Source organism: Nonomuraea sp. NPDC049637 (assembly GCF_040675235.1).
In the GTDB taxonomy this organism is placed as follows: domain Bacteria; phylum Actinomycetota; class Actinomycetes; order Streptosporangiales; family Streptosporangiaceae; genus Nonomuraea.
Genome location: NZ_JBFAOM010000102.1, coordinates 1 through 7,288, shown reverse-complemented (window position 1 = coordinate 7,288; position 7,288 = coordinate 1). Strand labels below are relative to the sequence as shown.

Here is a 7,288-nt window from a genome sequence, read left to right as displayed (position 1 = left end):
GCGAACGAGGAAGGTGAACGACCAATCGGACAGGGAGTAGGTACAGTGCAGCGTTTGCAGGACCGGGTGACCGTCATCACCGGCGCGGGCAGCGGCATCGGGCTGGCCACGGCGCGCAGGTTCGCGCAGGAGGGCGCGAAGGTCGTCTGCGTCGACATCGACGAGGAGGCCGGGGCCAAGGCCGCGGGCGAGGTCGGCGGCCTCTTCGTCAAGGCCGACGTGACCAGCGAGGACGACGTCGTCCGGATGTTCGCCACGGCCCACGAGACCTACGGCAGCGTGGACGTCGCCTTCAACAACGCCGGCATCTCGCCGCCCGACGACGACTCGATCCTGGAGACCGGCCTGGACGCCTGGCGCCGCGTCCAGGAGGTGAACCTGACCAGCGTGTACCTGTGCTGCAAGCACGCCATCCCGTACATGCGGCGGCAGGGCAAGGGGTCGATCATCAACACCGCGTCGTTCGTGGCGGTCATGGGGTCGGCCACGTCGCAGATCTCGTACACGGCCTCCAAGGGCGGCGTGCTGGCGATGTCGCGCGAGCTGGGCGTGCAGTTCGCCCGCGAGGGCATCCGGGTCAACGCGCTGTGCCCCGGGCCGGTGAACACGCCGCTGCTGCAGGAGCTGTTCGCCAAGGACCCCGAGCGGGCCCAGCGGCGGCTGGTGCACGTCCCGGTGGGCCGCTTCGCCGAGGCGTCGGAGATCGCCGCCGCCGTGGCGTTCCTGGCCAGCGACGACGCCTCCTTCATCACGGGGGCCGAGTTCCTGGTGGACGGCGGCATCTCCGGCGCGTACGTGACGCCGCTGTGACCCGTCCGGTCATCGGCGTCACGACGTACGTCGAGCCCGCCCGGTTCACCGTGTGGGACCTGCCCGTCGCGCTGCTGCCGTACATGTACGTCGAGAAGATCGTCCAGGCCGGCGGGCAGCCCGTGCTGCTGCCGCCGGCCGGCGATCCCGCCCAGGTCGTGGGGCGGCTCGACGGTCTCGTCCTGGCCGGCGGCGGCGACGTCGACCCGGCCAGGTACGGCCGGGCGGCGCACGAGCGCACCGGCTACGTCCGGGAGTTCCGGGACGAGGCCGAGTTCGCCCTCCTGGCGGCGGCCCTGGAGGCCGGGCTGCCGTTCCTGGGCATCTGCCGCGGGCTGCAGGTGCTCAACGTGCTGCTCGGCGGCACCCTGCACCAGCACCTGCCCGACGTGACCGGGCACACCGGCCACTCCCCCGCGCCCGGCGAGTTCGGCCACCTGCCGGTCACGCCCGTGCCCGGCAGCCGCCTGGCCGAGGCGCTCGGCACGGACTCGGTGGCGGTCCCGCACTACCACCACCAGGCGATCGACCGGCTCGCCCCCGGGCTCACGGTCACCGCCACGTCCGGCGACGGGACGATCGAGGCGGTGGAGCTCGACTCCGGCGGCTTCGCGGCAGCGGTCCAGTGGCACCCGGAGGCGGGCGACGGATCGGCGCTCTTCGAGGCGTTCACGGCGGCCTGCTGAGACCGTTACTGGAAAGCTTCTTTACCTTTTCTGCGCCCTAAAATCCCGCGAAATCCCAGCTCAGAGGGCCATATCACCACGTTATAGGAAATTTGTTGGGTACCGGGTCGCGCCATCCCGGTGTCACCCTGTGTTCATCCCCAGCCGGCCGGGGCTCTTCCACTCCACACCCCCCTGAGGAGCCAGAGAGTGAACCCCAAACTCAGGTTGGGGGCTGCCGCAATGCTCGCGCTAGCCCTGACCACCAGCTCGCTGGTGGGCGCCACGAGCGCCACAGCCCAAGCGTCGCAGGTGGCCGATCCTCCCAGCCCCGACGAGCGCAGGAACGCGATCGCCACCGCACACAACGCGATCCTGGCCGACTCGGCGGCATTGCTGGCATCCGAGCAGGACACGTTCACGCTGACGTCGACCGTCGAAGGCGTCCGCGGCCTGCAGTACCTGACCTACGCCCGTAAGCACGCGGGCCTGCCCGTCTACGGCGGCGACGTGGTCGTCGCCACGGACGCCTCCGGCGCGGTGGTCGACACGGTCGCCACCGGGCAGCGCACGAAGATCGGGATCGGCACGAAGGCGAAGGTCACCGCGGCCCAGGCCGCCGTGACGGCCAGGGCCAAGGTGGCCAGGGTCGAGACCGTCGCCACGCCGGTGCTGTCCGTGCACGCCACCACGACGACCCCGCGGCTGGCCTGGGAGGTGCTCGTCACCGGCGCCAACGCCACCGGTCACGAGACCAAGCTCCACGTCTACGTGGACGCCCTGACCGGCAAGGTCATCGACGACTGGGACGAGGTGCGCGACGGCACCGGCAACAGCTACTACGTCGGCACCGTCACCATCGACACCAGCCCCTCGTACACGATGCGCGACCCCCGCAGGAGCGGTGTGGCGTGCGGCGGCCAGAACGGCACGCCGTACACGAAGACCACCGACACCTGGGGCAACGGCTCCGGCACGAACCTGGAGACCGCCTGCGTCGACGCCCTGTACGCCGCGCAGCGGGAATGGGACATGCTGAGCGCCTGGCTCGGCCGCAACGGCATCAACGGCCAGGGCGGCGGCTACCCGGCCCGCGTCGGCCTGGCCGACGTCAACGCCTACTGGAACGGCCAGTACGGCTCCTTCGGCCACAACTCCGCCAACTCCCAGCAGCTCACGTCGATGGACGTGGTCGGCCACGAGTTCGGCCACGGCATCTTCCAGTTCACCAGCGGCGGCTCGGGCAGCGGCAACGAGACCGGCGGCATGAACGAGTCCACCGGCGACATCTTCGGCGCGCTCACCGAGGCGTACGCCAACAACCCGAACGACCCGCCGGACTACCTGGTCGGCGAGGAGGTCAACCTCTCGGGGTCCGGGCCGATCCGCAACATGTACAACCCGTCGGCCCTCAGCCACCCGAACTGCTACAGCGCCTCCATCCCCAACACCGAGGTGCACGCGGCGGCCGGCCCGCAGAACCACTGGTTCTACCTGGTGGCCGAGGGCACCAACCCCTCGGGCAAGCCCGCCAGCACCCGCTGCGACAACGGCGCCGCGATCACCGGCATCGGCATCCGCAAGGCCGGTGAGGTGTTCATGTCCGCGCTGAACATGAAGACCCAGCCGTGGACGCACGCCAAGGCCAGGGTCGCCACCCTCCAGGCCGCCAAGACCCTGTACCCGGGCAGCTGCACCGAGTTCAACGTGGTCAAGAACGCCTGGGACGGCGTCAGCGTACGGGCCCAGTCCGGTGAGCCGACCTGCACGCAGGGCAGCAACGACTTCTCGGTCAACCTGAACCCCGCCTCCGGCAGCGTCACCCCCGGCCAGAGCACCACGACCACGGTGAGCACCACCGTGACCGGCGGCTCGGCGCAGTCGATCACCCTGCGGACCGGCACCCTGCCGGCCGGCGTGACCGCCTCGTTCAGCCCGGCCACCATCACCGCGGGGCAGAGCTCGACGCTGACGATCACCACCTCGGCGAGCAGCCCGCAGGGCACCCACTCGATCGCCATCACGGCCGACGGCGCCGACGTGGACCGCCAGGCCACCTACAACCTGCAGATCGGGCAGAGCTCGCCGAACGACTACTCCTTCGGCGTGACCCCGTCGTCGGCCTCGGTGCAGGCCGGTCAGTCGGCCACCGCCACGGTCAGCACGCAGGTCACCGCCGGCCAGGCGCAGAGCATCGCCCTGTCGGCGAGCAACGTGCCCGCGGGCGTGACGGTCAGCTTCAGCCCGTCCACGATCACCGCCGGGCAGTCGTCCACGGTGACGTTCGCGACCACGAGCGGCGTGACGCCCAGCACGTACACGATCAGCCTGAACGCCGACGGCGCGAGCGCCGACCACTCGGCCTCCTTCAGCCTGACGGTGGGCGGCGGCCAGGGCACCACGTGGCAGACGTACACGGCCTACACGGCCGGACAGACCGTCACCTACCAGGGCGCCAGCTACCGCTGCCTGCAGTCTCACACGAGCCTGCCGGGCTGGGAGCCGCCCAACACCCCTGCCCTCTGGCAGCCGGTCTAAGTCGCACGACCTGGGCGGCCACGCCGGGGTGGCCGCCCAACCCCCTTGAGGAGCCACAGAACGTGAACGCCATGCTCAGGCTGGGCGCCGCGGCCACCGCCGCGTTGGCCCTGACCCTCACCACGCCGGCCGGACCGGCCGGCGCCGCCGCCGACCCCGCGCCCGACATCCCCGTCGCGAACGTGACGGCGCATCTGAGCCAGTTGCAGTCCATCGCCACGAGCAACGGCGGCAACCGCGCCTCGGGCAGGCCGGGCTTCACCGCCTCGATGAACTACATCAAGGGCAAGCTGGACGCGGCCGGCTTCACCACCCGCGTGCAGAACTTCAGCGGCGGCAGCAACCTGATCGCCGACTGGCCGGGCGGCCCGGCCAACCAGACCGTGATGCTCGGCGCCCACCTCGACAGCGTCGCGGCCGGCCCCGGGATCAACGACAACGGTTCCGGCTCGGCCGCGCTCCTGGAGAACGCCCTCACCCTCGCCGCCCGCAAGCCCACCCTCACCAAGCACGTGCGGTTCGGCTGGTGGGGCGCCGAGGAGGCGGGCATGGTCGGGTCCAGGTACTACGTGCAGAACGGCGGCGCGAGCGGCGTCGAGGTGTACCTGAACTTCGACATGATCGCCTCGACCAACGCCGGCTACTTCGTCTACGACGACGACGCGGCGATCCAGCGCACCTTCAACGACTACTTCGCCACCATCGGCCTGCAGACCGAGGGCGACAGGGAGGGCGACGGCCGCAGCGACCACGCCTCGTTCAAGAGCGCGGGCGTCCGGGTCGGCGGCCTGGCCACGGGGGCCGGGGCGGTCAAGAGCTCGGCCCAGGCCGCCAAGTGGGGCGGCTCGGCCGGGCAGGCGTTCGACCGCTGCTACCACAGCGCCTGCGACAGCTACCCGAGCGCCATCAACACCACGGCGCTCGACCGCAACTCCGACGCCATCGCGTACGCCATATGGAAGCTCGCCGTGGGCACCAGCACGCCCACGGAGAACGACTACTCGATCTCGGTGACCCCGTCGTCGGCATCGGTCCAGGCCGGTCAGTCGGCTACCGCGGCGGTCAGTACCCAGGTCACGTCCGGCCAGGCGCAGAGCGTCGCGCTCTCCGCCGGGAACGTGCCGAGCGGGGTCACCGTCTCCTTCAGCCCGTCCACGGTGCAGGCGGGCCAGTCGTCCACCGTCACGATCGCCACCACCAGCGGCGTCGCGGCGGGGACGTACACGATAGGGATCAACGGCGACGGGACGACGGCGGACCACTCCGCGTCCTTCACCCTGACCGTCGGAGGGGACGGCCAGGGCACCACCTGGACGGCCTACAAGTCGTACACGGCCGGAGACGTCGTCACCTACCAGGGGGTCAGCTACCGCTGCCTCCAGGCGCACACCAGCCTGCCGGGCTGGGAGCCGCCGAACGTGCCCGCCCTCTGGGCACGGGCCTGATCCGGCCTGACCTCAGGGTCTGATCCTCGGACCTGATCCACGGGCCTGATCCTCGGGCCCGAGCCCCGCGCGGGCCGGTCACCGCCGGCCCGCCCCGAGCTGCCGCGTGCGAGCTGACCTGCCATGACCGGCTCGCGCGCGGCCACCAACGCGGCCGCGACCCCGCCTCTCCGGGGCCGCGGCCGCTTTTCGCTGCGTGCGGGATGTCGCGGATGCGGCGGATGGCGGAGGGCGAAGCGCGACAACACCCCCATGACGGCACTAGGCTGACGGACATCACCGGCGAAACCGTGCGGGAGAGCACCCTGACAGCCGGTCAGGGTCCCTGAAGGAGCAAGCCCTCCCCGCGAACCTCTCAAGGCAAAGGACCGCGCGGCAGCCCTGTAAGGCGTTCTTACGGGGAGGTGACCTCTGGAAAGCAGGCCCTCGGGGCCTCGCCGAAGGTGAAAGTCCGGTAAAACTCGGGCGAAGCTCTCAGGCATCCATGACAGAGGGGGAGGATGCTGGCATCCAATCCTGTCCTGAGGTGCGACAAATGTCCCGACCTACGCCGCTACGAGACGTCCACGAGGCCCTAGGCGCCACGCTGACCGACTTCGCCGGATGGCTCATGCCGCTCCGGTACGGCAGCGAGTCGGCGGAGCACAAAGCCGTCCGCGAGGCGGCCGGGTTGTTCGACCTCTCGCACATGGGCGAGATCTTCCTGACCGGTCCGCAGGCCGCAGAGGCCCTCGACTACGCACTGGTCGGCCACCTGTCGGCGCTCGCGCCCGGCCGGGCCAGGTACACGATGATCGTGGACGAGCGCGGCGGGGTGCTCGACGACCTCATCGTCTACCGACTGGCGGACGAGGAGTTCATGGTGGTGGCCAACGCCTCGAACTCCGACAAGGTCGCGGATGAGCTGAAAAATCGTACTAAGTCGTATGACGTGGCGGTCGATGACCGCTCCCAGCAGTACGCCCTCATCGCGATCCAGGGCCCGAAGGCCCAGGAGATCCTGGCCACGCTCACCGACGCCGACCTCGACAATCTCAAGTACTACGCGGGCCTGCCCGGCGTGGTCGACGGCCGCCAGGCGCTCATCGCCCGCACCGGCTACACCGGCGAGGACGGCTTCGAGCTGTTCGTCGCCAACCAGGACGCCGTGCCGCTCTGGCGCGCCCTGGAGGCCGCAGGCGAGCCGCACGGGCTGCGGGCCGCCGGTCTGTCCAGCCGCGACACCCTCAGGCTGGAGGCCGGCATGCCGCTCTACGGCAACGAGCTGAGCTCCGACCTGACCCCGTTCGACGCGGGGCTGGGCAGAGTGGTGAAATTCGACAAGCCCGGTGACTTCGTCGGCAGGGCGGCACTGGAGGCGGTCAAGGACGACCAGCCCCGCCGCCGCCTCGTCGGCCTGGTCGCCCAGGGCCGCCGGGTGCCGCGTCACGGCTACCCGGTCACCCGCGACGGCGCCGTCGTCGGCGAGGTCACCAGCGGTGCGCCCTCCCAGACCCTGGGCAAGCCCATCGCGATGGCCTACGTGGACGCCGGGGCCGACACAGGTCTGGCCGTGGACATCCGGGGCAGCCATGAACCTATGGACCTGGTCGAGCTGCCCTTCTACAGGAGGAACAAGTGAGCAACATCCCTGACGACCTGAACTACACCAAGGAGCACGAGTGGGTGTCGGGCGTGGACGACGGCATCACCGTGACCGTCGGCATCACGGCCTTCGCCGCCGAGGCTCTTGGTGACGTCGTCTTCGTGCAGCTCCCCGAGGTCGGTTCGACCGTCGAGGCGGGTGACTCGGTCGGCGAGGTGGAGTCCACCAAGTCGGTGAGCGAGATC

The 7,288-nt window shown here is 70.5% G+C and carries 5 protein-coding genes, 1 pseudogene and 2 riboswitches; all 6 genes and pseudogenes read left to right on the top strand.

Annotated features, from left to right (window positions below):
• The first annotated feature begins 45 nt into the window (after nt 1–45).
• Nucleotides 46–810: a 3-oxoacyl-ACP reductase gene (locus AB0J71_RS49410; protein WP_352324991.1), complete on the top strand. Its 765-nt coding sequence runs from the start codon at nt 46–48 to the stop codon at nt 808–810.
• The gene (locus tag AB0J71_RS49405; RefSeq protein WP_364421334.1) at nt 807–1,496 is read left to right on the top strand and encodes a gamma-glutamyl-gamma-aminobutyrate hydrolase family protein; all 690 of its coding nucleotides are present in this window, start codon (nt 807–809) and stop codon (nt 1,494–1,496) included. The genes AB0J71_RS49410 and AB0J71_RS49405 overlap by 4 nt, the downstream gene beginning before the upstream one ends.
• Before the next feature lie 222 nt (nt 1,497–1,718).
• Nucleotides 1,719–4,013 carry a M4 family metallopeptidase gene (locus AB0J71_RS49400; RefSeq protein ID WP_352324993.1) on the top strand — a complete coding sequence of 765 codons (2,295 nt, stop codon included), beginning with the start codon at nt 1,719–1,721 and terminating at the stop codon, nt 4,011–4,013.
• A gap of 71 nt (nt 4,014–4,084) precedes the next feature.
• Nucleotides 4,085–5,458 (top strand): M28 family peptidase, encoded by a 1,374-nt coding sequence (locus tag AB0J71_RS49395; protein WP_352324998.1) that lies wholly within the window; start codon nt 4,085–4,087, stop codon nt 5,456–5,458.
• A gap of 283 nt (nt 5,459–5,741) precedes the next feature.
• A riboswitch (glycine riboswitch) is annotated at nt 5,742–5,839 on the top strand.
• 20 nt (nt 5,840–5,859) lie between these two features.
• Nucleotides 5,860–5,959: riboswitch (glycine riboswitch) on the top strand.
• A gap of 34 nt (nt 5,960–5,993) precedes the next feature.
• Nucleotides 5,994–7,079 (top strand): glycine cleavage system aminomethyltransferase GcvT, encoded by a 1,086-nt coding sequence (gene gcvT / locus AB0J71_RS49390; RefSeq protein ID WP_352324994.1) that lies wholly within the window; start codon nt 5,994–5,996, stop codon nt 7,077–7,079.
• A pseudogene (locus AB0J71_RS49385) lies at nt 7,076–7,288 on the top strand (glycine cleavage system protein H); the annotation flags it as partial. The gene gcvT and the pseudogene AB0J71_RS49385, both read left to right, overlap by 4 nt.